This is a genomic window from Pseudomonas sp. Ant30-3 (assembly GCF_000690905.1).
Classification (GTDB): Bacteria; Pseudomonadota; Gammaproteobacteria; order Pseudomonadales; family Pseudomonadaceae; genus Aquipseudomonas.
The window spans coordinates 153,260-175,500 of the sequence record NZ_JMCL01000030.1; the positions used below are offsets into that span (position 1 = coordinate 153,260).

Consider the following 22,241-nt stretch of genomic DNA (forward strand, 5'->3'; position numbering starts at 1 on the left):
TCATTGCAGCAAATAACGGTTCATGGCTTCACTGACGCACGTCTGTGCGATCCGCCCGTCATCGGCCAGAGCCCGCAACGCCAGGACGACAATCCAGCGTTTATCCAGCGTTGTGTCGAGGGTCGCTTCAGGCGAGTCAGCACCCAGCGTCACGAAGCGTGACGTGATATGGGCACCGATCTGATCGGCGACATGCCGGCCATACCCCGTCACCGCCACCACCGGGCAATCGTCGAGGCTCATGCAGTCGAGCAAATGCGCTGATCGCCGCGGCATGGCTGGATGCATGCGGTTCCATCGCTGCGCCCTGTCTGCATCCCGCGCCAACCGCGTATAGCTGGGGCAACTCCAGAGCTCGCTTTCGACGCCCCAGTCCTCGCGCAACATTTGCGCCGCGGCAACCACCGACTGCAATGCCCGGCCAGCGCCCAACAAGCGAACCCTGGGACCTGCGGCTTCAGCAGCGACTTCGCTGAGCCTGTACATCCCCCTGAGCGCGTGGCTCGCGCTGACTTGGCTGATGGGCGCAACAAAATCATAAGGCTCGTCATGCAGCGCCATGTAGTAAAAACCGTCGTTGCCTTCCACGTACAGGCTGTGCAAAGCGGCGAGCGCAATAGCGTGCGCTTCGGCACCGCTGGCGGGGTCGAAAGGCATGCACTGCGGGTTGGCGGCCAGCCAGATCGAGACCCAGGGATGAGCGCCCTTGGGCCAGCGCGAGGGCAGGGTCTCTATGTCATTGCACAGAATGCCGCGATGGGCCGACTCGTTTGAAAGGGCGCACAGTTCGGCGGACGTCGCAGAACTGGCGAGGTACAACAGGGGTTTTTCGCTGGCACAGGCGGCAGGACTAAAGCGCAGCGGCCACGCATTGATTCGGGTGTGAGCGCCATCGATTTGCGACTGCTTGTTGGCGCGCACGACCCAAATATGTCGGGCGGTTCCGGGATCCCGTTCCAGTCGATTGGCGATGTCGATCATGGTGTAGAGCGGAGAGCAAAACCCCACAGTGTGCGGCTGCGTCATGCTGCGGATTTTATCAATGCAAGCCTGAGCGGCAACGCGGGTATCCGGTGTTTTGCTGAAGCTGGAAAAGCCGATCATGCCTGATATCTCCGTGCGATCCATCGTGCTTGCACCATACTGCACGCCTCAATATGATTGCAAATGCAATTAGAATGTCCTCAACAGGAGATTTCATATGAGTGCGTCTTACCCCATCACGCTTTACACAGCGGATACACCCAACGGGCAGAAAATCAGTATTTTCCTGAAAGAAGCTGCCATTGATTGTGAAAAAGTGAAGTTCGACCTGTCCGCGGGCAGGCAACATTCGGCGGATTTTTTGCGGATCAATCCCAATGGGAAAATTCCGGCCATCGTTGATCATGAGGCTGGTATCTCGGTTTTCGAATCCGCTGCCATTCTCGGTTACCTGTCGCAAAAATTTGAATGTCTGCAGCCTGATTCTTCTGCTGTAAAACTGTCCGTTCAGCAATGGTTATACTTTCAGGTAGGGGCCATTGGTCCGATGCTGGGGCAGTTGTGGTGGTTCCTGCACGGCAGCACGACGCGCAACGAAGAAGCCATTGCGCGCTACCGTAAAGAGGCGCTGCGAATCTATGGAGTGGTGGACAAACAGCTGGCCTCGCACAGTTATCTGGCTGGCGATGAGTACTCCATCGCCGACATCGCGGCGTTCACCTGGCTGCGTACCCATGAAGAGCTGGCGCTGGATATCACGTCGTATACCCATGTGGTGCGCTGGCTGGCGGTGATTGAGTCCCGTCCTGCCGTACAGGCAGGGCTCGCCGAATCTCGCAACGCTCCAACGGATTAACACGGGACTGGCCTGGGAGCCTCCCGGGCCTCAACGCCGCTGACTGGTACAGAGGAGGGCGGATGTCCGACAGTCCGTTTGACATCGGCTAATGCAATATTGATTCAGTGCCCACGGGCATCCTTGTAGTGTTGATTTGGCTTTACTACGTAGCGGGACCGAGATTGAATCATTGCCTCAATTGAGATGCAGCAGCGCAAACGTCAGCCGCAACCATAAAAAAAGGAGTTTTTATGAGCACTCGGTACTTGAAAGGGGGCAAAGCGTTACACCCGATTTCGCAAATGGATGAACGTCTGAGAACTGCTTTTGAAAAATGCCTGTTGCCTCTGGAGGGCTGCCATTACGCCTATTTCCTCACGTCCAAGGCTCGTGAGGTTGAACCAAGAATCTTTTCCAACTATCCCGAGCATTGGCTCGATGTGTATAAAACCGAGGGTTACCACCTCATAGATCCTGTCATCAGACACGGCATGAAATGTATAGCGCCGTTCTTTTGGCATGAGGCGCTTGAATCGAAGGATTCAGGGATGGGGCGGGAGGTGTTTGCGTCCTCGGAGAAATACCGGATATCCGATGGTTTCACTTTTAATCTGCATGATGCCCACGGGCTTTTTGCCGCATTGAGCATCAGCAATACCGAGCGTCGTCATGATTTTGAGCAGTTCATGACGGGAAACGCGGCGGAAATCCAGATGACACTCGTTCAATTTCAAAGCCGTTTAACGAATTGTTTTTCCCTCAATGAGCTTTTTCCTGATCTGGATGAGACCGGCCTGTCGGATCGCGAGTTGAGCGTGCTCAAGTGGGTTGTCATGGGTAAGGCATACAGGGAAATTGCCGCCATTTGTGCCATCTCGATTCGCACTGTGAAATTCCACATGGCCAATGTCGTCAATAAACTTCAAGTCTGCAACGCCAAGCAAGCCGTGTACAAAGCTGTAAGTCTGGGGTTGGTCTAAAAGGTGCCTGCGCCTTGATTAGCAGGTGATCTCCAGTGCCTTGCGCAGTGGCTGTTTACTCTTCGACTCGATCACCTCCTTGAGTCGCTTATCATTTTCGGAAGACACTGGCATATTCAGCAACAGCACTTTTTCCCCCGGTGAAGCCTCGCCTGTAGCCAACACTTCATACAGCCATCCCGCCCTTAGAACGATGCGCGACATGGCCTGGCTGACCACCGTAATGATCGATCGCAAACCCTGTCGAGTGGCGTGATCGTGCATCGCCAGAAGCAACATTTCGGTGATCGGTGCTCTGCTCAGGCCTAGTGCGCGGGAACGGGTCTTGTCGACGAAAAAGCGGCTGGACTCAGCAATCAACGGGTCTTTGGGCAACGTACAGTCGAAGAAGCCGCGAAAAGGTCCCTCCACCATGTAAGGGTTCAGCGTATTGATCAAACGAAGGCTGGCCAATGGTATGCCTGCATAGACGCCTACCAGGTAGGTTGAAGAGGCATTGTCATATTCGTCAATCTCCCTGCCCTCGTTAACGATGACCCGCCAGTCCAGACGGTCGGCGAACACTTCCTTTCTCAATCGGAACAGGTTGCCCATCAGTTCTTCTGAGGCATCTGAATAATCGACTTTGTGAAAAATTACCTGGTCCATGCGTTTATGAATTCCGTCCGTGTACAACTACATTAATCGGTTTGTAACGCGCGAGGAGAATGGCGATTGAAACTGCAAAATACAACTGTACCTAAAGACAGGTGTAAAAAAAATACAAACCTGCACTGAGGTACAGTTGTAGAGCAAAAGAGCAACGTTAATTATTGGGTCGGGTTTATCTGCAGATTTGTGAGCAGGCTATCTACGTAGATAACTAAGTTGACTCTTACAGGAATAACAAGATGAATGTTGCAGCCCGTCATGACGTCAAGGAAGACATCACCCAGCATGAAATTTCTGCCCTGAAAACACGCTTTAACCTGGCTGACGCCCACACGCACCAGGATCAGAGTGTGACTCAGCGAAAAATTGTCGAGCGCTTGCCCGAACTCTGGTATCGCGCGCAAAACCGCACGCAGTATCAGAGCGAGCAAGAATTCATTCAGGCGTTTTTTTCCTTTCACGGACAACAACACGCGCTTAAGCGACACGATGAAATTTACCTCGTGTACGCCGCCTCAATTGCGATGCACATCACCGCAACCTACCTGCGCAAACGCAACATGAGTGTGGGATTGATCGAGCCTTGCTTCGATAACCTGCACGATCTGCTCAAACACATGGAAGTGCCGTTGACTGCACTGGATGAAAGCCTTTTCCAATCGCCAGCAAGCGTCTACACAAAACTTCAAACGGCAGCAGCCGATGTTGATTCGATTTTTCTGGTAGATCCCAACAACCCGACCGGTTCAAGCATGTTTGCCACTGGCGCCGACACCTTTGTGGAGGTGGCGCGTTACTGCAAGGACCACGGCAAATTGCTGATTCTGGATTTCTGCTTTGCGGCATTTTTCAAAACAGCAGGCGGCTGCCGATTCGACGCTTATGCAATCCTGGACGACATTGGCACCCAATACATCGTTATGGAAGACACCGGTAAAACCTGGCCACTGCAGGACACCAAGTGCGCAACGATCATGGCCAGTACGGACATCAACGCTGACATCTACAGCATCGTCACCAGTGTATTGCTGAACGTCTCGCCCTTCATTCTCAATGTGGTGACCCAGTACATTCGAGACAGTAGCGAAGACGATTTCGAATCTGTTCGCAGCGTGCTCGAAGTCAATCGCACAAGCGCCAAACGCCACCTCGATGGCCATTTTCTTCGGTACGTAACGCCCATGGTCGAAACCAGCGTTGCATGGTTTGAAATCATGCGCGGGGGTGTCACAGCCGATGACTTGCAGGCGTATTTGATGGAGTACGAAGTCTACGTGTTGCCTGGCAAATACTTCTACTGGAGTCAGCCGCAGGCGGGGCAAAAGTACATTCGTCTGGCATTGGCCCGCAAACCCGACGAGTTCGAGCAGGCCGTCAACACCATCGCCCGCGCTCTGGAGCAGTACCATGACTGATCCCATCATCCCGGTTATCGATGCCACTGTGTTCATGGGCATGCACCATGCCGATCCCGGCATCCGAGAGACATCCCTGGCTTTTTTCAACGCCTTCTATTCACGTCAGATCCTGATGAGTTTCGGTCAGATCGGAATGTGCGATGCCATCATCTGGAAGAAGAGCCGCCAGTTGCAGGATGTCTATTACCCCTTTATGGACGTCCTCCATACGGACATGGACATTCAGCGTCAGGGCTATTGCAGCAAAGTCCTCAAGCGTGCCTGCCTGCAGACGAATTGGGCGCATCTGAGCGTCGAAAAAAAATTACTCGCCGCGCAGGTAGTCGAGCATCAGCAACCACTCTTCACCCACGACAGTGCACTGCGTGAACTGGAAGCGTTACAGCCTTTCCTGCAACCGTTTCCTTCATTGATAAATGGCCCCGTCTTCCCTGAGAAACTGCAAAGTCTTTACGAACAGTCCCGTGAGATGTCCATTGAACAGGAGGACTTTCAGCATGTCGGCTAAAAATGTTTTCGTCCCGTTGATTACCCCGCTTGATGAGCAATCGCGTATTTGTGAAACCAGCGTGCGCCGGTTGATGCACAGCTCCAGGCCCTTCGTTGACGGGTACATTCCCTGCCTGACTTCCGGTGAGGGCTGGCGCCTGGGGCGTCGCGACTGGCAACGTATGCTGGAGCTGACGCTTGCCCACGCACAGGATAAAACAGTGATCGCTGGCATCGAACGTGCCACTACGGCCGAGGTGATTGAATACGCGCTGCTGGCCCAGGAGCTGGGTGCTCAGGCGATCATGTTTACTTCGCCTTTCGCATCCGGGACGAATCAGAAAGACATCATTGAGCATTACCGCGCCGTTCATGACGCCGTTTCCATGGATATCTTCATCTACAACGAGTCTGCGCTATCCGGCAACGAAAAAAGCTTTGATACGTTAATGGCGATTGCGCGGTTACCCAGGGTCATCGGCATCAAGGATTCACCCTCGCAGCCGCGCGTCCAAAGCGAGATCGATCAGCTGCGCAATGAGGGTCTGGATTACTTCCTCGGCTGGGAAATGCTCCTGGCTAGAGAGCTGCAGTCCGACGGCAATGTCGTGTCGTTGGCCAATCTGGAACCTGCACTCTGTCGCATGGCAATAAGTGCACAGCAACCTTTGGTAAGTGCGCTGGTGGAATCGCTCGACCAGCGCTTCGAACTCGCTGCGGACGATTGGTACGCGCACGTCAAAAAGGAACTCAAGGCGCGAGGCATCATCACCACGGACAAAGTGTTGGTGGCAGAGGGGGCCATGGCATGAACGCACAGCAAAAAGATCTGTTCCTGGCCAATCGCGCCTGTATCAAACAGCTTCAGCCATTGCCCGCACATATCCTGGCCTTTGAGCGTGACTGGATCGATTCAACGATCCAGAAAACGCGAACTGCCAACACGCCCTCCGACCTGGCCGGTTTGCGCAAACAACTCGCGGAACTGGTAGAACTGGAACGCAGCGTAATGCCGCCCAGCGCAGCCTACGTTGGCGATCATATGACGCGTGAGGAATTCAAGATCCTGGTGCAGGAGTTCGCGCTGGATGGCCTGACCGAGGCGCAGGTGTTCTATCACCTTATGCCTCGACTGAGCCTCGCCGCTCAGATGCCTATGTTGCGGATGATGATTGATGAGTTCGGCTCCGGCAATCTCAAGCGTTCCCACACCACGCTGTACATAGACCTGCTGAACGAATTGCAGATGCCGACCGACCTGGCGTTCTACATTGACGTCAATGCTGCAGCCGGGTTCTCGTTCCCCAACATGTTTTGCTGGCTGACAATGCGGGCGGATGATCCGTCCTATTTCGCAGGAGTCATTACCTATTTCGAAACGGTCGTGCCGTTTTTCTTCGAGTGCTACACATCGATTTGTTCGCGTTTGCAAATCAAGGCTCACACGTATTATTCCGAGCATGTGCACATTGATGTGTTTCACGCCATCGAAGGCCAGCGTTTGCTGAAAGCGATGGATGCGACGGGCGATCTGGACCCGGTCAAAGCGTGGGAGGGCATCTGTATGGGACGGGAAATTACCAATGCAGCTTTTGATGCGGCGGTCGATAAGGCCAGGCGTCAAGAATTTTTTGACAAGGAGCGTGAGATTGAGCGAGCCCTCTGAGTTTCATCGCCCCGGCAGATTCACCGTGGAACTCGGCGATCAGCTTTTTGAAGTGCCGCACACGTGCCCACATCGCGCAGGGTGGCTGGAACACGGTATGGTCAATGAACAGCGCAAGAGCATCACCTGTCCATTGCATTTCTCCGTGTTCAGTCTAGAGACCGGTGAGCAACTGAGCGGCCCGCCCTGTGGGCGCCTGGATGTCAGACGCTTGATTTGATCATTGCTTTTGGCGAGTCCTGCGCCGTGAATGGGGGTAGGATTTCGCCAATATCGCGTCGTTGTCAGCTGACAGACAAATGTACCCGCCGCTATCCACATGGGTTCCATCCGTTTACTTCCAGGTCAGCGCCTTGACTAGCCTGGAGGCTTTTGCGTTCAGCTTCAGGATCGCGATACTCCGGGCACATCCATATTGATCTTGCGCCACGCCGCTTGGGCAAAACTGTAGACGGAAAAAGCGATCAGGCCCAATGCGATAATCATCAATATGACTGCACCTGCCGGCAGGTTCTGCAGGGCATCGAGCGCGTCTTTCATGCCCGGCGGGTCCATGGCTTTATAGGCCGAGCCGCTGACCAGCAGTAACACGGCAATTTCGATGAAGACTACGCCTCGGGCAATCAGGCCGAATCTAGAGACCGGACGCACATAACGCATCACGTCTTCATCCGCTTCGAAGTACTTCTCGAACGTCGCCTTCCAGCCTTTGATGATGTGAGCAATGCCGACGCCCAATGGCACCAGTGCGATGAGGTAAACCAATACGTTCGAATATTCCCAGGACAGCAGGCTGGCCAGCAGGTCCTTGGTCTGACCACCTCCGGAATCGCCCGAGCTCTTGCGCCCACTGACGAGTAGACCCAGGGCAAAAAACGCCAGTGCGCCATTAACCAAACCGCCGGCCAGCAATCCGGTACGAATGACAAGGCCTTTGAATTCCTTGCCGTGATGATCGACGTCGCGGGTCGCTTGCAGCACACGCCAAGCGGCGAACGCCAGCAGGCCCGCCACTACCAGCCCGACCAGCACGTAACCGAATGGCTGGCTAAACAATGCTTCCAGGCTTTTGTGACTATCCTTGGGTTTAGTCGAGTCTTGAGCAGCCAGTAACGCGAAGATCCCGATGATCAGGTAAATAACGCCTCGCGCGGCATAACCGCCGCGTGCGAGAACAACCAGGCCTTGATGAGCGGACATACGTCTGATTCCAGAAAAAGTATTACTACAGAAGACCCATAAACCCGCAAGGCGTTCGAAAAAATCAAAGCAAGGCTCACGCCTGTCGCGCCGCCGCATTCAAGGTGAACGAACGCTGCGTTGTCCTCATGCTCTAGTTGATACGGCTGGTGTTCATTCGGCGGAGTAAAAGCAAGCATCAAGTCACAGGTACGACCTCTATGTCCTGAAAGCGCCATCGCCGCGAACTTCATCCGATCAATTCGGTCGACCAGTCAGCGGCTTCTCTTTTCGCACGACGATCCAGAAATACTTACAACAATGGTGATCGCGATGAATTGTCTTATTTGTGTCAGCGCCGCAGAGCGCATTCAATGTCATGGGCCTTGGGAGGAAAGGGACTGTCCTGACTGCGGACGCTATCGGGTGTCCGATGAACTGATTCTCGCGCTTATCGACCAAGGACAAATCTTCGACGTCGCGAAAACCCGAGGTTGGCTGGACCGCCAACGGATGCAAGTGGCGATTCCGGCAATCGTAAAAAGCGAGGCGCTGCTGGTTTCTTGAGTTTATTGCGCAGCCCCACGCTGCTTCAAAAGCGATCGAGTCGGTAGGGGTGCAGCGCGGGCAAACCGGGCTTCGCAGAACCCGCTGACACCAGTCCACAAACCAGTTCGGCAGTCACCGCCGCCTGGGTCAAGCCCAAATGCTGGTGCCCGAACGCCAACAGCACCTTGCCCTCACACACCCGGTCGATGATCGGCAGGGAATCCGGCAGCGACGGACGAAAGCCCATCCACGGAGTCGCCTCCTCAGCGTTCAGATCCCGACGAAACAGACCTTTGCTCAGGTGATGCAACTGCCAGGCGCGCTGCATGTTCGCCGGGCTGTGCAGGCCAGCGAATTCGACGGTGCCTGCCAGCCTCAGCCCGGCGGCCATCGGCGTCATGATGAATCGGCGTTCCAGTGAGGTGACGGCGAAGGGCAGCCGATTGTGTTCATGGGGCAGCATCAGGTGATAACCGCGTTCGGTATCCAGCGGGATCTTTTTGCCGGTCAATGCGGCGGTCAATTCGGCTGAATGAGCCCCGCAGGCGATCAGTACCTGCCGAGCTTGCAACGTGCCTTGGTCGGTGACGAGTGCAACGCCATCCTCGTGCAAGTGACCGCCCTGAACATGCTGTTGCACAAACTCCACGCCACTGGCTTGTGCGGCGTTCACCAGCTCGCAAACCACGCGATAGGGATCGAGGAAATGCCCGGTGCGCGGGAAGAACAGCCCGCCCTGAATCTGATGGCTGAGTTGTGGCGCGGCGTTGTGCACTGCGCCGGCAGACCAGAAATCCACCGGCACCTGTTGCTGATGCAAGCGCTTTTGCAACGCTTCGATCGCCTGTCGCGCGTCGGCGCGTTCGAACACCAGCAACGAGCCGTCCTCCTTCAGCAGGTGGCGACGCTCAATGGCCGTCAGCAACCGCTGCCACGCACCCAGGCTGCTTTCATTCAGCGCGCGCAAACCGGCGACTGTTTGCTGGAACGGCGCCGAGCGCAGGTTGAGCAACAGACGCGTGAACCAGGGCAGGGCGCGCGGCAGGTATTTCCAGTCCAGGCGCAGCGGCCCCATCGGGTCCATCAGCATCGACGGCAGCCGTTTGAGAATGGACAGGTCGGCAATCGGGAACACCTGCTCGGTCGCCAAATGCCCGGCGTTGCCAAACGAAGCACCGTGGCCGGGCGCCTGTCGGTCGATGACCACGACCCGCAAGCCTTGACGCGCCAGGCGCAAGGCGCAGGCAACACCGATGATGCCGGCGCCGACGATGGCGATATCGTGCGGCGGGTTAGCCGTGTTTGGGTCGCGCATGTTCCGGGGATCCTTGCGGTGGCGTTTTTCAGGCGAGATCGGCTGACCAGCTCTCATACCATTGCCGGAACAACGCGTATTGTTGCTCGGCGTAGCGGCGCTGGGAATCGCAGAGTTCGTCGGTCTCATTGAAATGCAGGGCGTAACCTTGATCGCCGTTGAGCACCATCAGGTGCTTGTAAAACAGCACCAGGTCGCAACCTTCATCGAACGAGGACAGCACGGCCAGCGCCGATTCCAGTTCGCGTGCCAGGCGGCGTGCCTTGGCGTCACCGTTGGCGGCCTGCCTGCTCAGGGCTACCAGTTGCAGCACTTCACGCGGCAGGGCATTGCCGATGCCGGTGATGGCGCCGGTGGCGTTGCAGTTGACGAAACCATGGACCACTTGCGTATCGACGCCGACCATCAACGTCACGCTGTCATCTTTGCCGGTGATGTTTTCGGCGGCGTAGCGCAAGTCGGCGGCACCGCCAAATTCCTTGAAGCCGATCAGGTTCGGGTGCTCGCGACGCAATTCAAAAAACAGCTCGGCGCGGGTGGCAAAACCATAATAAGGGCTGTTGTAGATGACGGCTGGCAACCCCGGCGCCGCCTCGAGGATGGCCGCAAAGTGAGCTTTCTGCGCGGTGGCGGAGGCACCTCGCGAGAGTACGCGAGGAATCACCATCAAGCCGTGCGCGCCTACCGCTGCTGCATGCGCCGCGTGAGAAACCGCTTCGCGACTATTGACGGCGCCGGTGCCAACAATCGTCGGCACACCGGCGTCCACCAGACGCGCAACGCCTTCCTGGCGCTGGGCTTGCGTAAGCAGCGGCCAGTCGCCCATGGAGCCGCAATACACCACGGCGCTCATGCCGATATCCACCAGTTCGCGACCTTTGGCCACCAACGCATCGAAGTCAGGTTTTCGCTCTGCGTTGCAGGGGGTCATCAACGCCGGAATGCAGCCAGTGAAAATGTTTGCGCTCATCAGTCTAGCTCCTGGGATTTTTTCAAGTCTGGATAAGGGGAGGGGGCCATTCAGATGCCCCAGGCGAAAGGGTCCTGGTCGTCGATCAGCAAGGTGCTGTCGGCCGTCATGTAAGCGCGTCCGCTAATGAATGGGCGGACACGTTTGCCTTCCCATTCGAAGCGGCCTTCGAACTGGCTGCCGGTGATGCTCGCCTGAACCCAGATCTCGCCCTCGGCGAGTTTGCCGTCGGCCGCCAGACACGCCAGTTTGGCGCTGGTGCCGGTGCCGCAAGGGGAGCGGTCATAGGCTTTGCCGGGGCACATGACGAAGTTGCGGCTGTCCGCCTCGGCATCGTCGGCGAACAATTCCACGTGGTCGATCAGCGCGCCGTCTTCGCCGTGAATTCCTTGAGCTTCCAGCGCTTTGAGTATTGACCAGGTGAAAGCGCTGAGGGCGTCGACGTTGTCCATGTGCAGCGCATGGCCATGCTCGGCCACCAGGAAAAACCAGTTGCCGCCCCAGGCGATATCGCCGTAGATGCGGCCGTAACCTGGCACTTCCACCGGCACCTGTTTGCGATAACGGTAAGCCGGCACGTTGCGCAGCGTGACCGCGCCGTCTTCGTGCAGGGTGGCACTGACCGCACCGACGGGTGTGTCGATGGTGTGCACCCCCGGGCTGATGTGCCCAAGATAATGCAACGATGCGACGAGGCCGATGGTGCCGTGCCCGCACATACCGAGGTAACCGGCGTTGTTGAAGAAGATCACCCCGCAGGTCGCTGCGGCCGAAACGGCTGGGCAATACAGCGCGCCGACCAATACATCGTTGCCTCGCGGTTCGAGCAGACAGGCTCGGCGCCATTGATCATGCTCATCACGCAGGGCGTCGCGCTTTTCAGCCATGGAGGTGCCGGGCAGGTTGGGGAAACCTGACATCACCAGGCGCGTGGGTTCGCCGCCGGTGTGGGAATCGATGACGTGGAGTTTTTTCATGGGAGGGTCCATTCAGTGACGGCTCGGCGTTAACACTGAACTTGCGGACGGCGCGGCGATTGATGTTTTATGTCGGGTAGGATGACGAAATCGGCATAGTTGGAGCGCTGGAGGGCGTTTCGCAATTCAACGGGGGCGAGCCCCCTCGCCACAGGGCAGCGCTCGACACCGGCGCGACCGTGCGGCAATCTGCTAACACTTGCAGGAGTAAAGCTTGGTGGGAGCAAAGCTTGCTCGCGATTACGCACTGTCAATCGCCGACAATCTTGAGCAGAGGCAGCAAAACCAATGACACCCAACGCATTCGCTCACCTTTGCCAAGACCCCGACTCATCTCGCGCGCAAACCCTCGAAGACCTGCTCTCCAGCATCGCACCGCTTTTGCCAATGCTGGACGTTATCCCCAACGCCACCATTTTCATCAAGGACAGCCAGGCCCGTTATGTCATGGCCAATCGCACGCTGGTCCAGCGCTGCGGCCTGAAGGACTTGAAACCGCTGCTGGGGAAAACCAGCGCCGAGGTGTTTCCGGCACAGTTGGGGCCGGGCTATACCGAACAGGATCGCCGCGTGCTGGAGCAGGGTTTGGTGTTGGAGGATCAACTCGAACTGCACCTTTACGGCAGCCGCGAACCCGGCTGGTGCCTGACGCACAAGCAGCCACTGTTGAATCGGGAAGGTGTAATCATCGGCCTGACGGGCATTTCGGTTGACTTGCAATCAGCTGCTGACACCCACCCGGCTTATCAACGGCTGGCCGCTGTCGATCAACATATCCGCGCTCATTTCCACCGGCGCATCGCATTGGCCGAACTGACTCGCATCGCCGATATCTCGGTCGCGCAACTGGAGCGGTATTGCAAGCGTGTATTCCACCTGACGCCACGGCAAATGATCCAGAAGATTCGCCTCGAACATGCGCATCGATTGCTGATCACCGCATTGCCCATTACCGAGATTGCATTGCAATGCGGCTATACCGATCACAGCGCATTCACACGTCAGTTCAAAGCTTTGACCGGGTTTACGCCGCGCCAGTATCGGCAGGCGACGTCTGGTTGAGCGGGGGCCTGGATATCCGCTTGATGGCGACGGGCGATTCTCAGCATGCCCCACAGCATCGAAATAGCAATCGCCAGCCAGGCGGCGATCATGCTGAAGATTGTCATTGCAAGGCTCATAAATTCCTCCACTGCTGTGTCGTCTTCCTGCTCTCCCTTTTAATGACCCTGTGATGGCACAGGGATTCAAATTAATGGCCCGTCTGATGGCCAGAAACGACAAAGCCCCGAATGAACAGGGCTTTGTCGTTATCGTGGTGCAGTTGTGACGGTGCAGTTACCGGTTGCGAGTGACCCGCCACACGGTATTGGCCAGGTCATCAGCGATGATCAAAGCACCACGCGGATCGACCGTGACACCCACAGGCCGGCCGCGGGTCTTGCCGTCCGTGCCACGGAAGCCGGTGGCAAAGTCGACGGGCTCGCCCGCCGGCTTACCATTGCTGAACGGCACGAAAATGACCTTGTAGCCGACCGGGTCAGGACGATTCCAGCTGCCGTGCTCACCGACGAAAACGCCATCGGCGAATTTCTCGCCCATTTCCGGTATCGAGAAGTCGACGCCGAGCGCAGCCACGTGCGAGCCGAGGCTGTAATCCGGTTTGATCGCGGCCGCGACCTTCTCCGGATTCTGCGGTTGCGCACGTGAGTCGACGTTCTGGCCCCAATAGCTGTAAGGCCAGCCATAGAAGCTGCCTTCGCGCACGGAGGTCAGGTAGTCCGGTACCAGATCAGGCCCCAATTCATCGCGCTCGTTGACCACCGCCCACAGTTGCCCGGAATCGGGCTGGATGGTCAGTGCAGTCGGGTTGCGCAAGCCGGTTGCATACGGTTTGTGCGCACCGGTTTCGGCATCGATCTGCCAGACCATCGCCCGATCGATCTCGACCTCCATGCCGCGCTCGGTGACGTTGCTGTTCGAACCGATGCCGACATACAGGAAGCGTCCGTCAGGGCTGACGGCCAGCGCCTTGGTCCAGTGGTGATTGATTTCGGCTGGCAGGTCAGTGACTTTGACGGGCGGTCCGCCGGCCTGAGTCTGGCCGTCGACATAGTCAAAGCGCACCAGCGCATCCTGGTTGGCCACGTACACTTTGTCATTGGCGAAAGCCAGGCCATACGGTGCGTTGAGATTTTCCGCAAACACGGTTTTGGTCTCGTACGTGCCGTCGCCGTCAGCATCGCGAAGCAGGGTCAGGCGATTGCCGCCCTTGACCTGAGTGTTGCCCTTGGCTTTGATGTAGCTGGCGATGACATCCTTGGGCTTGAGTTTCGCGGCGCTGCCGCCACGACCCTCCGCCACAAGAATATCGCCGTTGGGCAGCACCAGCGTCTGGCGCGGAATTTTCAGGTCGGTGGCGATGGCCGTAATGCTGTAGCCCTCGGGCACCGTGGGTTTTTGCTCACCCCAGGCCGCCGGTTCAGCAATCTTCATGCTCGGCAATAACGTGTGCTGCACTTCCGGCATTTTCGGGTCCGGCCCGCGTGCCTGGGTCTTGTCACCGTCGGCACCGCATGCGCTCAGCAACAGCGCCATACTTAAGGCAGTCAATGCGCCTGGATATCTCATCGCTCATCTCCCGAACGCAGATTGGTCAGCCCTGTCCATGCCGCGACGAAGGCCAGAAGAGTGACGATCACGGACAGCACCAGGCCCGAAGGCATGGCCGCCCAGGCGTCCTTGGCGTGTTCGAAGGCGTTCACCAGCCCCAACACCCAGGTCAGCAACAGCAGCAGAAAATACATGACCGGTCGCCCGGACTTGCGCTCCGCGCGAAACAGATTCGCCAGTGCAAACAACAGCGCCAAACCACAGAACAGCAAACCGCCGGCAATCAGCCACGAGGCAAAATTGCTCCACTGAATCTGGTAGCTCTTGTAATAAGCGATGTCGCTAAGCAGACCGCCGAGAAACAGCGGAACCGTGCCGGCGAGGAGGATGGCGTGAAGCGGGCCAGGCGTACTTCGGTAGGTCGGTTGGACGGTAACGGTCATGTCGACTCCTAATGGTTCTGCGACCCTGGGCTGAACCTCAGCGCTGATCGGGTCCATCAGTGGCGCGCAGGTTGCGCCTAGGGAATGATCGCCGCATGCGCGCGATAGTTCCCGCGGATTCTGACCGAGATGCTTGCAGGAGCTGGCTTGCCAGCGATGGCGCCGGCGAATCCATTCGCCTGAAACTCGACGCACCGCGCGCTACTCAATTAATCATCCCTATTCTTAACAGTGGCGCATTGCCTTAGAATCGGCCGCAAATATCCAGAAGCCGGGCACACCAGCCGCGTGAGACAGGGACGAGACGCTATGTGGAATCTGCATCCGGAAGTGGCTGGCCCGGGCATCCTGTACCTTCCTGGCACGGGCACGTCGCAATGTTGACCAAGCGGCGCAATTCCCTGATTGGCTTCATTGTCCTCGCTGTCGGCCTGGTCGGGTTCTGCGCATTGCTGTTGCTGAAGTCCGAAACCCAGCGCAGGGAGACGCGGTTTTCGGAATACGTGCAGAATATTTCCGGCATCGTGCGCAACCAGCTCGACACCAACGAAGCGGTGCTGGCGGGGTTTTCCGCTTTCCTGCAAGCCGTCGATCAAAGCGATACGGAAGCCGCCGCCCGCTATGCCGCCGCTGTGTTATCCGCCTACCCGCACATTTACATGCTGGAAGCGGCGAGGGCGGTTCCCGTCGCCGAGCAAGCGGCGTTCGAAGCGTTGCTGCAACGCACCTGGCGAGCAGATTTCCAACTCAAGGATTTCCCGAGTCTGGCCGGACAGCCGGGTCACCCTCAGGTCTATCTGAAGGAAACATGGCCGGTGTTGTTCATGTACCCGTCGCTGCCGGAATCCAGTTCGATCTACGGCGTGCGGCTGGAAACCGTCGGCCACTTGTCGTACGCCCTCGCGTTGACCCGCCATCATCAAAAACCGGTTGTCTCGCCGGTTTTTTCGATGTTCGAGGGCGATAACGCTTACATCCTGATGCAGTCAGTCACACGACCATCGCAGGCGCGAGAGCAGGTGCGGCCGAATTTCTTCGGCAGCACGATGATGTCGTTGCTCCTGGTTAAAACCGGAGCGCTGCTCGAGGCCGTGAACGATGCAAACATTGATCCGCTGGTGCGCATCGATGCCATTCTTAAAACGGCGTCCGGTACGCAAAGTCCGGTTTTTTCCACGCCACCGCTACAGGCCGGTGTGCTCGATCGTTTCTTCTTGCCGCGCTTGGCCGACCGGGTCGAAATTCGCAACAATTCCCAGCCCATGACACTGGTGTTCGAACGTCAGCTACGGTTCACAGACGTACTGACTGACGAAATGCTGATCATCCTGACCTTGCTCGGCGGAGTACTGATCTGCATGCCGGTGGTGTTAGTCAGGCACTTCAAGGCCATCGAGCGAGCCGACCTCGAGCATCAACGTTCTGCCTACCTTGCCACCCATGACGTGCTCACCCAATTACCCAATCGCTACCTGTTCGCCGATCGCTTTGATCAAGCCTGGTCAAACTGGCAGGAAAACGGAGTGCAGTTCGCCGTCTTGTTGATCGACATGGATCACTTCAAGGACATCAATGACCGGTATGGCCATGAAGCCGGTGATCAAGTGCTGCGGGCGGTGGCCAGCCGCATGCTGCAAGCCACTCGCTCGTGTGACACGGTTGCCCGGTACGGGGGCGATGAATTCGTCATTCTGCTGTCCAGCCTGACCCCTCACGAGAGCGCCCAACTGTTGGCTGCAAGGGTATTTGAATCCATTGCGCAGACAGTTGTCACAAGCGCTGGTGAGCTATCCATTTCGTGCAGTATCGGCGTCTCGTTGTGCCCGGAACACGGGCAAACTCTCGACACGTTGCTCAAAGCGGCGGATCAGGCAATGTATGGCGTGAAACAAGTAGGGCGTAGCGGGGTCGCCATGACCGAACCTGCGACGCATTAAATCAACCTTGATATCCGCATGAAAAAGAGACGGTGCATCAGTTGGGGGACATCCTGAAACATTTATCCCGAGAGGAACTCGAAGCCGAGGTGGCGAGCCTTCGTCTGGCGCTCGAGGCTGCCAGACTCGAGGCGCAAACGCCGCCCTCCGGCCGGGATAATTCCCCGCGCAACGACGCCGGGTCTGCACCGCCATCTGCGGACACGGGCGACCACGCAAACCAGCGACAGTCAGGCGCCGTGACGACCGAACGACTTGTTTCAGCGCAAATGCAGGCGGAGCTGGAGGCCAGTCGCTCGGCCCTCGCCAGCAGTGAGGCGCGTCAACGGGCAATCTTCGACAGTGCCATTGATTTTGCAATGATCCTGACCGACCCGGACGGCAAGATCACCGACTGGAACTCCGGCGCGACTCAGGTCACGGGCTGGACCGCAGCGCAAATGCGTGGCCGCAGCGCAGCGCGCTTTTTCACCCCGGAGGACCGCGCGGCCGGGCGGATCGAGCTGGAAATGGCCATTGCGCTACGCGATGGTCGTGCCTCCGATGAACGCTGGCATTTGCGCCAGGACGGGCAGCGCTTCTGGGCCTCGGGGGAAATGATGCCGCTGTGGGGTGATCACGATGTTCACCTCGGTTTCGTCAAGATTTTGCGCGATCGCACCAATGAGCACCTCGCGGGCCGGGCGATCGAAGAAGCTCAGGCTCGCTACCGCTTGGCCGTCAAAGCCACCAATGATGCGATCTGGGATTGGGATTTGACCTCCAATCGTGTCCAGTGGAATGACGCGCTTGAGCAGGCTTATGGTCATCCTTTAGCCAATGTAGAGATGACCGGTGAATGGTGGATTGCGCAGATTCATCCTGACGAACAGCAGCGTATCTACGCTTCAATCCACGCGGTGATCGATGGCAACGGCACAGCGTGGAACGGGGAATACCGCTTCAGACGAATAGACGGCTCGTACGCCCAGATACTTGATCGAGGGCACATTATTCGCGACGAGGATGGCCGCGCCCTGCGCATGATTGGCGCGATGCTTGACCTGACCCGGGTGCGCAGCACAGAAGCCGCACTGCGCCAGAGCGAGGAGCGTTTCCGTACGATTCTGGAGACGATCGAGGCGGCGTTTGCCATCGTTCAGGTCAAGTTCGATGCCAACGACGAACCCGTGGACTACCGCTTTCTGGAAGCCAACCCGGCGTTCGAGCGTCAGGCAGGTGTCGACCTGCGCGGTCGATGGGTCACTGAATTCGCGCCCGATCTGGAGCGTTTCTGGTTTGAGACCTATGGCCGGGTGGCAAAAACCGGCGTGCCGGCCAACTTCGAGAGTTACGCAAAAGCATTCGGTCGCTGGTTTGACGTGCGCGCGGTGCCTGTGGGCGATCGCGCCGATCGGCAACTTGCGATTTTATTCAGTGACGTGACCGGACGCCGTGCTGCCGAAGAACGTCTGCGCCAGAGTGAAATGATTGCTCGGGCGAACTTCGAGCGAGTCCAGCTCGCACTCGCGGCGGGTGCAATCTTCGGCACGTGGCACTGGGATCTGACTAAAGACAGTTTCACCGTCGACGAAGCTTTCGCGCGCGCCTTTGGCCTCGATCCGGCGTTGGGGCACGAAGGTTTGAGTCTCGAACAGGTGATCGCCACCGTTCATCCTGAAGATCGGTCCGGGCTGAAAGCGGCGATTGATGAAGTGATTGCACGTGGCGGCGCGTACGCCCACCAGTACCGGGTGCGCCGCGCAGACGGCAAGTATTACTGGATCGAAGCCAACGGCCGCGTCGATCACGCTGAAGACGGCACGCCGGTCAGTTTTCCAGGCGTAGTGATCGACGTAGAAGAGCGTCGCTCGGTCGAGGCGCAGCGTGACCGCGCCACCGCCGCATTGCGCTCGCTGAACGACCACCTCGAGCAGCGCGTCGCCGAGCGTACGGCCGAGTTGATGCAGGCCGAAGAGAAGTTGCGTCAGTCGCAGAAGATGGAAGCGGTAGGCCAACTGACAGGTGGCCTGGCCCATGACTTCAATAATCTTCTGGCCGGCATTTCCGGTGCTCTGGAACTGATGGCGACACGAATCGCTCAAGGGCGCTTGTCGGATGTCGATCGGTATTTGCTGACGGCTCAAGGGGCGACAAGGCGAGCTGCGGCGTTGACGCATCGATTGCTCGCGTTCTCCCGACGGCAGACCCTCGATCCGCGACCGACCAACGTCAACACACTGATCGAGGGCATGAGTGAGCTGATCCAGCGCACGGTCGGCCCCAGCATTTCATTGAAGACAGTCGGCGCCGACGATCTCTGGCCTGCATTGGTGGACCCCAGCCAACTGGAAAACGCATTGCTCAATCTGTGCATCAATTCCCGCGATGCCATGCTCAATGGTGGGCAGATCACCATCACCACCGCCAACCAGTGGGTAGGTGCGCAGGAGGCACCGGCGCTGGATTTGCCTGCCGGCCAGTACCTGACGCTGTGCGTCAGTGACACCGGAGCAGGCATGACGCCGGAAATCGTCGCAAAAGCGTTCGATCCTTTCTTCACTACCAAACCTATCGGGCAGGGCACGGGGCTCGGTCTTTCGATGATCTACGGTTTCGCCAAACAGTCAGGCGGTCAGGCGCGCATTTCTTCCGAGGTCGGACGCGGGACCACGATGTGGATTTACCTGCCCCGGTACTTTGGTGACGCGAGCGTTCAGGAGCAGGCCGAAAGCGATATTGCACCTGATTTTGCAGCAGTCGGCGAGACGATCCTGGTAGTGGATGATGAGCACACCGTACGCACGCTGCTGGTCGAAGTCCTGGACGAGTTGGGCTATCGCGTCATTGAAGCGGCGGACAGTGCCGAAGGGCTCAAGGTTCTACGATCAGGGGTACGTATCGATTTGCTTATCTCTGACGTGGGTTTGCCGGGCGGCATGAACGGGCGGCAGATGGCAGACGCAGGCCGAGAGGTTCGTCCCGGCCTGAAGACCTTGTTTATCACAGGCTATGCCGAGGCTGCTGCCATTGCCCAAGGTCATCTTGAGCCGGGGATGCATGTGCTGACCAAGCCGTTTGCAATCGATACGCTGGTTTCGCGGGTGCGCAGGTTGATGGGCGGATGAACCTGCCCGGCCGGGCAGCTCAATGTGCGGTTCTTCGCCATGGTCGTCTGGAAAAAATTGCCCGACCGTCCGAGCAAGGCGCCGTGGCTGAGCGCCGCTGAGGCCGAGCAGATTGAACGTACCCTGGCTGCAGAATCGGAGGAGGGTGCCGGTGCCAGTGGCCACTCGTTCAAGCAATGCACATCATCAACGTGCTGATATGACAAGGCCCTGAATATTCTGGGCCTTGTCATTTGAAGACAGAAATCGAGCATTGCTTGGCGATTTTGGCGCTAACTCGCTTCGGGTCGCGTAATCGTACCCGCTTTCACCTCGTCGGCGTAACCGCTGAGCTTGGTTTGCTCAAGGCTCATCAGCTCGCAGATTTTCTTCAACGCCTGCGCCTTTGTGCTGTTGGCTTCGCTGCCAGCCATGTCGGACAGTTGAACCACTGCCCAGCCGATAATCGAGGCGGCATCCTCGAGGTCGTAAAACAGTTCTTGCCGGGCAGTTCGGGGGCCTTGGAGGCCGCGTATCAAATCGGTCATCTGTAGTCAGTCCTGATGGCGAGGGATAAGTTCAGGCCTGACCGCCCACTGCGCGCCAGGCCGCTTGCGCGAGTTGCTGCCTGTGAAGTTCAGGACTCCCTTTGACTCTTTGGGAGAGCCAGGCTCGGCAATAACTCTCTGCGGAACCGATGATGAGTGATGGCATTAATTCGAAGGGTAATTCCAATAGTTCCCGACGGGGGGCAGGGTCATTGAACCAGTCTTTCAGTTGAGCGTTTCGGCGCAGATTGGCTTCTTTCAGCTGATCATTAAAACTGCTTTGCGCGACGGCAAAGCGCGCCTGGTACTGAAAGCGCGCCCAGTCCGGCTGGCTAACTACCCAATCCACGTAGCTATAAACCAATGCTTGAACCCATTCCCTGGTCGTCGTGACCTCTGCCAGGTAGCTATCGCGAAGTCGTGCCTGGTCATCAAGAGCTGTCATATACAGCGCAGCTACTAAACCTTCCTTGTTCTGGAAATGATGATAGATGGCCCCCACGCTCATCTCGCTGGCGACCCGGATGTGATCAATGGTGGTCGCTTCAATGCCCTGTTGGTTGAAGAGTGCGAGCGCGCATTTGAGGATGTGCCGCTTGGACTCGGCACGGCGCCCCGGATAGCAGCGCTCAAGGAGGTCATCAGGTTCCATTCTTCAGTCCAGGCAAAAAGGACAATGGTAATTCAAACGATGGTGGGGCACGAGCGATTGACTGACATGCCTTAACAGAATAATGTTCCGCAACAGAACAATATTCTGTTTGTCGATATCGACTCATCCAAGCCAGAGGAATCCCATGAGCCAGACTCTCAGCATGTACCAAAGCGTTGGTTCGTCCGCGTTCAGCAATATGGCCTGCCAGATGGCGCCGTACTTCAGCACCATCAATCCGGAGATTTCAGTTTTGACCCCCGGTCGCAGCGAAGTGAAAGTGCCGTTTCGCAAGGAAATCACCAACCACCTGGCTTCGGTCCACGCCATTGCGCTGTGCAACGCCGCAGAACTTGCGGGCGGCATGATGACTGAGGTGTCCGTACCGAGCGGCGCGCGCTGGATCCCGAAAGGCATGACCGTCGAATACCTGGCCAAAGCCAAGACGTCCATTCATGCGATCGCGGATGGCAGCGCAATCGATTGGGAAACGGCGGGTGACAAGGTGGTTCAGGTCGATATTTTTGATGAGGGTGAGGTAAAGGTGTTTACAGCGCGCATCACGATGAATGTCAAAATCACCTGAGCAGCTGCAGCCATTTGGCTGAACCGCTGATCCTGGATGCAATGGCGAGCCGTGGCGATTTCGACATGCGTGCGGCGTTTACCAGGAAAAATTTGCCAAACGGCAGAAACGAAAAAGCCCTGAATAATCAGGGCTTTTTCGTATAAAGATGGCGGCGGCGATGTTCTTTCACGGAGTCCATAAAAGAGCCCATCAATGTATCGGGAGGCCAGTTGTAGCCTGGCTTTTGAAACCTTGGCTTGCCCAGGTACCTATGAGGACGGAGACGGGTTGCGTTTGATGGTGAAGCTGAGTGTGCGAAATCCTGGATCTTGCGACTCCAACTGGCTGGAGTTCGCCGTGGGATGGGATAGGGAAAAT

General features: G+C 57.4%; 23 protein-coding genes and 1 pseudogene. 13 read left to right on the top strand and 11 right to left on the bottom strand.

Going from position 1 to position 22,241, the window contains the following annotated elements:
• On the bottom strand, positions 1 to 1,104 hold the full coding sequence (locus DU29_RS0108270) for a transketolase-like TK C-terminal-containing protein (RefSeq protein WP_033050357.1): 1,104 nt from the start codon (positions 1,102 to 1,104) through the stop codon (positions 1 to 3).
• A gap of 97 nt (positions 1,105 to 1,201) precedes the next feature.
• On the opposite strand from DU29_RS0108270, the gene DU29_RS0108275 reads away from it, so the two are divergent.
• A complete protein-coding gene (locus DU29_RS0108275; protein WP_028621314.1) occupies positions 1,202 to 1,840 on the top strand; it encodes a glutathione S-transferase family protein in 639 nt (212 codons plus the stop codon).
• Between the two features lie 233 nt (positions 1,841 to 2,073).
• Positions 2,074 to 2,802, top strand: coding sequence for a helix-turn-helix transcriptional regulator (locus DU29_RS1000000131265; protein WP_236645588.1), 729 nt, complete (start codon positions 2,074 to 2,076; stop codon positions 2,800 to 2,802).
• 18 nt (positions 2,803 to 2,820) lie between these two features.
• Here the strand turns inward: DU29_RS1000000131265 and DU29_RS01000000129690 are convergent, their stop codons facing one another.
• On the bottom strand, positions 2,821 to 3,396 hold the full coding sequence (locus tag DU29_RS01000000129690; protein WP_236645589.1) for an acyl-homoserine-lactone synthase: 576 nt from the start codon (positions 3,394 to 3,396) through the stop codon (positions 2,821 to 2,823).
• A gap of 296 nt (positions 3,397 to 3,692) precedes the next feature.
• Between DU29_RS01000000129690 and DU29_RS0108290 the strand changes: the two genes are divergently transcribed.
• The 5 genes from DU29_RS0108290 to DU29_RS0108310 are packed head-to-tail and all read left to right on the top strand — an operon-like array spanning position 3,693 to position 7,246.
• Positions 3,693 to 4,868: a pyridoxal phosphate-dependent aminotransferase gene (locus DU29_RS0108290; RefSeq protein ID WP_028621316.1), complete on the top strand. Its 1,176-nt coding sequence runs from the start codon at positions 3,693 to 3,695 to the stop codon at positions 4,866 to 4,868.
• Complete coding sequence (locus DU29_RS0108295; RefSeq protein ID WP_028621317.1) at positions 4,861 to 5,379, top strand: DUF6190 family protein; 519 nt, start codon at positions 4,861 to 4,863, stop codon at positions 5,377 to 5,379. Before DU29_RS0108290 ends, DU29_RS0108295 begins: the two co-directional genes overlap by 8 nt.
• Entirely contained in the window at positions 5,369 to 6,172 is an 804-nt protein-coding gene (locus DU29_RS0108300) for a dihydrodipicolinate synthase family protein (RefSeq protein ID WP_028621318.1), read from the top strand. The genes DU29_RS0108295 and DU29_RS0108300 overlap by 11 nt, the downstream gene beginning before the upstream one ends.
• Positions 6,169 to 7,026 carry an iron-containing redox enzyme family protein gene (locus DU29_RS0108305; RefSeq protein WP_028621319.1) on the top strand — a complete coding sequence of 286 codons (858 nt, stop codon included), beginning with the start codon at positions 6,169 to 6,171 and terminating at the stop codon, positions 7,024 to 7,026. The genes DU29_RS0108300 and DU29_RS0108305 overlap by 4 nt, the downstream gene beginning before the upstream one ends.
• Positions 7,010 to 7,246, top strand: a complete 237-nt coding sequence (locus DU29_RS0108310) for a Rieske (2Fe-2S) protein (RefSeq protein WP_028621320.1) — start codon at positions 7,010 to 7,012, stop codon at positions 7,244 to 7,246. Before DU29_RS0108305 ends, DU29_RS0108310 begins: the two co-directional genes overlap by 17 nt.
• Positions 7,247 to 7,410: 164 nt before the next feature.
• On the opposite strand, the gene DU29_RS0108315 is transcribed toward DU29_RS0108310, so the two are convergent.
• Together DU29_RS0108315 and DU29_RS1000000132800 are read right to left on the bottom strand one after the other, a co-directional pair.
• A complete protein-coding gene (locus DU29_RS0108315; RefSeq protein WP_028621321.1) occupies positions 7,411 to 8,226 on the bottom strand; it encodes a DUF1206 domain-containing protein in 816 nt (271 codons plus the stop codon).
• Positions 8,157 to 8,459 (bottom strand): hypothetical protein, encoded by a 303-nt coding sequence (locus DU29_RS1000000132800; RefSeq protein WP_161781282.1) that lies wholly within the window; start codon positions 8,457 to 8,459, stop codon positions 8,157 to 8,159. Before DU29_RS1000000132800 ends, DU29_RS0108315 begins: the two co-directional genes overlap by 70 nt.
• 172 nt (positions 8,460 to 8,631) lie before the next feature.
• Between DU29_RS1000000132800 and DU29_RS1000000133190 the strand changes: the two genes are divergently transcribed.
• Positions 8,632 to 8,772: a hypothetical protein gene (locus DU29_RS1000000133190; protein WP_236645590.1), complete on the top strand. Its 141-nt coding sequence runs from the start codon at positions 8,632 to 8,634 to the stop codon at positions 8,770 to 8,772.
• Positions 8,773 to 8,797: 25 nt separating this feature from the next.
• Here the strand turns inward: DU29_RS1000000133190 and DU29_RS0108325 are convergent, their stop codons facing one another.
• Genes DU29_RS0108325 through DU29_RS0108335 form a run of 3 tightly spaced genes read right to left on the bottom strand, consistent with a single transcriptional unit; the run spans position 8,798 to position 12,016 of the window.
• Positions 8,798 to 10,069, bottom strand: coding sequence for an NAD(P)/FAD-dependent oxidoreductase (locus DU29_RS0108325; RefSeq protein ID WP_028621323.1), 1,272 nt, complete (start codon positions 10,067 to 10,069; stop codon positions 8,798 to 8,800).
• Positions 10,070 to 10,097: 28 nt separating this feature from the next.
• On the bottom strand, positions 10,098 to 11,039 hold the full coding sequence (locus tag DU29_RS0108330; RefSeq protein WP_028621324.1) for a dihydrodipicolinate synthase family protein: 942 nt from the start codon (positions 11,037 to 11,039) through the stop codon (positions 10,098 to 10,100).
• A 50-nt stretch (positions 11,040 to 11,089) separates the two neighbouring features.
• Complete coding sequence (locus tag DU29_RS0108335) at positions 11,090 to 12,016, bottom strand: 4-hydroxyproline epimerase (RefSeq protein ID WP_028621325.1); 927 nt, start codon at positions 12,014 to 12,016, stop codon at positions 11,090 to 11,092.
• A 288-nt stretch (positions 12,017 to 12,304) separates the two neighbouring features.
• Here DU29_RS0108335 and DU29_RS0108340 point away from each other — a divergent pair, with 288 nt between their 5' ends.
• Entirely contained in the window at positions 12,305 to 13,078 is a 774-nt protein-coding gene (locus tag DU29_RS0108340; protein WP_028621326.1) for an AraC family transcriptional regulator, read from the top strand.
• Between the two features lie 276 nt (positions 13,079 to 13,354).
• Here DU29_RS0108340 and DU29_RS0108350 read toward each other — a convergent pair whose 3' ends face one another.
• Together DU29_RS0108350 and DU29_RS0108355 are read right to left on the bottom strand one after the other, a co-directional pair.
• A complete protein-coding gene (locus DU29_RS0108350; RefSeq protein ID WP_028621327.1) occupies positions 13,355 to 14,647 on the bottom strand; it encodes a PQQ-dependent sugar dehydrogenase in 1,293 nt (430 codons plus the stop codon).
• The gene (locus DU29_RS0108355; protein ID WP_028621328.1) at positions 14,644 to 15,072 is read right to left on the bottom strand and encodes a DUF2231 domain-containing protein; all 429 of its coding nucleotides are present in this window, start codon (positions 15,070 to 15,072) and stop codon (positions 14,644 to 14,646) included. The genes DU29_RS0108350 and DU29_RS0108355 overlap by 4 nt, the downstream gene beginning before the upstream one ends.
• 377 nt (positions 15,073 to 15,449) lie before the next feature.
• Between DU29_RS0108355 and DU29_RS0108360 the strand changes: the two genes are divergently transcribed.
• From DU29_RS0108360 to DU29_RS1000000132225, 3 genes and pseudogenes are all read left to right on the top strand, one after another.
• Positions 15,450 to 17,009 carry a GGDEF domain-containing protein gene (locus DU29_RS0108360; RefSeq protein WP_028621329.1) on the top strand — a complete coding sequence of 520 codons (1,560 nt, stop codon included), beginning with the start codon at positions 15,450 to 15,452 and terminating at the stop codon, positions 17,007 to 17,009.
• Positions 17,010 to 17,278: 269 nt separating this feature from the next.
• Positions 17,279 to 20,116, top strand: a complete 2,838-nt coding sequence (locus DU29_RS0108365) for a PAS domain-containing hybrid sensor histidine kinase/response regulator (protein WP_033050381.1) — start codon at positions 17,279 to 17,281, stop codon at positions 20,114 to 20,116.
• Between the two features lie 33 nt (positions 20,117 to 20,149).
• Positions 20,150 to 20,290 (top strand): annotated as a pseudogene (locus DU29_RS1000000132225) (MFS transporter); the annotation flags it as partial.
• Between the two features lie 98 nt (positions 20,291 to 20,388).
• On the opposite strand, the gene DU29_RS0108375 reads toward DU29_RS1000000132225, so the two are convergent.
• Both DU29_RS0108375 and DU29_RS0108380 read right to left on the bottom strand, forming a co-directional pair.
• Entirely contained in the window at positions 20,389 to 20,643 is a 255-nt protein-coding gene (locus tag DU29_RS0108375) for a hypothetical protein (protein WP_028621331.1), read from the bottom strand.
• Positions 20,644 to 20,674: 31 nt separating this feature from the next.
• Complete coding sequence (locus DU29_RS0108380) at positions 20,675 to 21,295, bottom strand: TetR/AcrR family transcriptional regulator (RefSeq protein WP_028621332.1); 621 nt, start codon at positions 21,293 to 21,295, stop codon at positions 20,675 to 20,677.
• A 145-nt stretch (positions 21,296 to 21,440) separates the two neighbouring features.
• Between DU29_RS0108380 and DU29_RS0108385 the strand changes: the two genes are divergently transcribed.
• Positions 21,441 to 21,881, top strand: a complete 441-nt coding sequence (locus DU29_RS0108385) for a hotdog fold domain-containing protein (RefSeq protein WP_028621333.1) — start codon at positions 21,441 to 21,443, stop codon at positions 21,879 to 21,881.
• Positions 21,882 to 22,241 lie beyond the last annotated feature (360 nt).

Coding starts and splice junctions, on each gene's coding strand:
- DU29_RS0108270 (WP_033050357.1), bottom strand. CDS start 1,104: ATGATCGGCTTTTCCAGCTTCAGCAAAACACCGGATACCCGCGTTGCC.
- DU29_RS0108275 (WP_028621314.1), top strand. CDS start 1,202: ATGAGTGCGTCTTACCCCATCACGCTTTACACAGCGGATACACCCAAC.
- DU29_RS1000000131265 (WP_236645588.1), top strand. CDS start 2,074: ATGAGCACTCGGTACTTGAAAGGGGGCAAAGCGTTACACCCGATTTCG.
- DU29_RS01000000129690 (WP_236645589.1), bottom strand. CDS start 3,396: ATGGGCAACCTGTTCCGATTGAGAAAGGAAGTGTTCGCCGACCGTCTG.
- DU29_RS0108290 (WP_028621316.1), top strand. CDS start 3,693: ATGAATGTTGCAGCCCGTCATGACGTCAAGGAAGACATCACCCAGCAT.
- DU29_RS0108295 (WP_028621317.1), top strand. CDS start 4,861: ATGACTGATCCCATCATCCCGGTTATCGATGCCACTGTGTTCATGGGC.
- DU29_RS0108300 (WP_028621318.1), top strand. CDS start 5,369: ATGTCGGCTAAAAATGTTTTCGTCCCGTTGATTACCCCGCTTGATGAG.
- DU29_RS0108305 (WP_028621319.1), top strand. CDS start 6,169: ATGAACGCACAGCAAAAAGATCTGTTCCTGGCCAATCGCGCCTGTATC.
- DU29_RS0108315 (WP_028621321.1), bottom strand. CDS start 8,226: ATGTCCGCTCATCAAGGCCTGGTTGTTCTCGCACGCGGCGGTTATGCC.
- DU29_RS1000000132800 (WP_161781282.1), bottom strand. CDS start 8,459: ATGAAGTTCGCGGCGATGGCGCTTTCAGGACATAGAGGTCGTACCTGT.
- DU29_RS0108325 (WP_028621323.1), bottom strand. CDS start 10,069: ATGCGCGACCCAAACACGGCTAACCCGCCGCACGATATCGCCATCGTC.
- DU29_RS0108330 (WP_028621324.1), bottom strand. CDS start 11,039: ATGAGCGCAAACATTTTCACTGGCTGCATTCCGGCGTTGATGACCCCC.
- DU29_RS0108335 (WP_028621325.1), bottom strand. CDS start 12,016: ATGAAAAAACTCCACGTCATCGATTCCCACACCGGCGGCGAACCCACG.
- DU29_RS0108340 (WP_028621326.1), top strand. CDS start 12,305: ATGACACCCAACGCATTCGCTCACCTTTGCCAAGACCCCGACTCATCT.
- DU29_RS0108350 (WP_028621327.1), bottom strand. CDS start 14,647: ATGAGATATCCAGGCGCATTGACTGCCTTAAGTATGGCGCTGTTGCTG.
- DU29_RS0108355 (WP_028621328.1), bottom strand. CDS start 15,072: ATGACCGTTACCGTCCAACCGACCTACCGAAGTACGCCTGGCCCGCTT.
- DU29_RS0108360 (WP_028621329.1), top strand. CDS start 15,450: ATGTTGACCAAGCGGCGCAATTCCCTGATTGGCTTCATTGTCCTCGCT.
- DU29_RS0108365 (WP_033050381.1), top strand. CDS start 17,279: ATGCAGGCGGAGCTGGAGGCCAGTCGCTCGGCCCTCGCCAGCAGTGAG.
- DU29_RS0108375 (WP_028621331.1), bottom strand. CDS start 20,643: ATGACCGATTTGATACGCGGCCTCCAAGGCCCCCGAACTGCCCGGCAA.
- DU29_RS0108380 (WP_028621332.1), bottom strand. CDS start 21,295: ATGGAACCTGATGACCTCCTTGAGCGCTGCTATCCGGGGCGCCGTGCC.
- DU29_RS0108385 (WP_028621333.1), top strand. CDS start 21,441: ATGAGCCAGACTCTCAGCATGTACCAAAGCGTTGGTTCGTCCGCGTTC.